The sequence below is a fragment of the Streptomyces sp. 13-12-16 genome (assembly GCF_002114215.1).
Lineage (GTDB): Bacteria > Actinomycetota > Actinomycetes > Streptomycetales > Streptomycetaceae > Streptomyces.
In genome coordinates, this window is the sequence record NZ_NCTE01000790.1 from 2,503 (window position 1) to 4,315 (window position 1,813).

Consider the following 1,813-nt stretch of genomic DNA (forward strand, 5'->3'; position numbering starts at 1 on the left):
GGGAGAGCTGTGCCTCCGGCTGGGGAGGCCACCGCTTCAGGTGGGATCGGTTACTGCATGACCGCCATGGCGAGCGCGCGGCGGGCGCGCCGGGAGGCGCGCTCGGCCCGGCGCTGCATCCGGCGAGCGGTCACCAGGCCGGTGGCCTGGCGCTCCCGCTGCGCCTCCCGCAGTCGCTCGTGCATATGCGCACGGGCCAGGGCTTCTGGGATGAGTTGCATCTCTCGGGTCCTGTTCTGGCGCGAGTCGTTCGCACCGCTGGTGGTGAAGTCTTCGGTCGCGGAGCCTGCGGGCTCGTGGGCGGACGGCATCATCGGGGCCTGCTTCTGGGGGTCGTGCGTGAGGGGGCGATCGATCGTTCCTGGGGCGTTCATGCCGTGACCGGGTTCTTGCGCGGGCGGCCACGCGGCCGCTTGCGGGCGACGACAACTCCCTGGACGAACAGCTCGCCGCCCCAGACGCCCCAGGGCTCACGCCGCTCCTTGGCGCCGGCGAGGCAGGCCTCGATCAGCGGGCAGGTGCGGCAGAGGGACTTGGCGTACTCGACGTCCGCGGGCGACTCGGCGAAGAAGACCTCCGGGTCGTAGGAGCGGCACGGGACGGGCACGCCGAGGTTCTCGATGGCGTCGTCGAGCGCGGTGAGCGCGGTGAGCGGAGTCAAGGTCGGGTCCTCCGTGGAGCCGGGCTTGGGGATCGTGTCGGAAGGCGGTACGGACGGGACGTGCGCTTCGAGTTGCACGGTTCGTCTTCCTCGTCTGGTCGTTTCCGGCCTGTTGGCCGGGTGGCGGCTGGTACCGGGCTCTTTTCTTGTCCCGAGGCCTTCGTTCTCCCCGCTTGAGGGAAAACAGAAGGGCCGCGGATCCCGGATGGGGTTCCGCGGCCCTGAAGGCGCCGGCCTGATCACATCAGGCTGGATCACTCCAGGGTTCTGGCCCACGGAAGGCCCACATCAGGTGGTGCTGCGTCGTCTGCTTCCGGAATCCGGCACCGGCTGCCGCAAAGGCATAGGCCTTCGCCTGTGCCACTACCGCTTCCAGTGCCTTGGTCGGTCGCTCATCGCGCTCACGGACGGCAGGAGCCGCGGGAGCGAGGGAGGACACCAGACGTGCGGCATGAATGCCGGACAGACCGGTGCCCTGGTTCGAGGCGCCGAGCATGCACAGGGAGACGGCCGAGCGATCGGTCAGTTTGACGATGGAGCTGGTGTTGATGCTGATCACTGGACTCGCCTCCTCTCGGCGTCTAGGGGACCGGGGTGAACCGGTCCGCGGATATGCAAGTACAACACGGCATCGGGGCCTTGGAGAAGGCCGCCGTCCCCGTGCCTAAGAACCTATGGGGATTCCCGGGGCATGCGCAAACTATTTTTCCGACGAGTTCGGATCAGTCCTGATCCTGTTCCTCGTCGATGTCACGACCTGCGCAGATGGCCAGAACATCGGCTCCGTAGCGGCCCAGCTTGCGCATCCCCACCCCGGGGATCCTGGCCAGCGCGTGCTCGTCGTCGGGGACCGTCTCGGCGATGGCCATCAGCGTCTTGTCGGTGAAGACGCAGAAGGCCGGCTGCCCGCTGCGCCCCGCCTGGACGGCGCGCCACTCGCGGAGCCGCTCGTACAGACCCTCGTCCATGTCCGTGGGGCAGTCCTCGCAGCGCATCAGCTTCATCTCGCCCGCGTCGGTCAGCGTGCGGCCGCACACCCGGCAGCGGGCGGGGCTGCGCTGTCCGCGCCTCGGCCCCGGGACGACCGAGGCGGACGCCGTCCCGAACGAGCCGCGCTCCACACCTCCCGCGCCGGCCGCGCCGCCCCGGCCC

At 69.6% G+C, this 1,813-nt stretch carries 4 protein-coding genes; all 4 read right to left on the reverse strand.

Going from position 1 to position 1,813, the window contains the following annotated elements; translation table 11 throughout:
- Positions 1-50: 50 nt before the first annotated feature.
- A complete protein-coding gene (locus B7767_RS29015) occupies positions 51-374 on the reverse strand; it encodes a hypothetical protein (protein ID WP_085574753.1) in 324 nt (107 codons plus the stop codon).
- A complete protein-coding gene (locus B7767_RS29020) occupies positions 371-739 on the reverse strand; it encodes a WhiB family transcriptional regulator (protein ID WP_073932361.1) in 369 nt (122 codons plus the stop codon). The genes B7767_RS29015 and B7767_RS29020 overlap by 4 nt, the downstream gene beginning before the upstream one ends.
- A 166-nt stretch (positions 740-905) precedes the next feature.
- The gene (locus tag B7767_RS29025) at positions 906-1,220 is read right to left on the reverse strand and encodes a hypothetical protein (RefSeq protein ID WP_085574754.1); all 315 of its coding nucleotides are present in this window, start codon (positions 1,218-1,220) and stop codon (positions 906-908) included.
- 163 nt (positions 1,221-1,383) lie between these two features.
- Positions 1,384-1,813 (reverse strand): HRDC domain-containing protein (locus B7767_RS29030; protein ID WP_179167334.1); only part of this gene is annotated, 430 nt, incomplete at its 5' end.

Excerpts from the sequence above, each read along its gene's own strand:
- B7767_RS29015 (WP_085574753.1), bottom strand. The coding sequence starts at position 374 with ATGAACGCCCCAGGAACGATCGATCGCCCCCTCACGCACGACCCCCAG.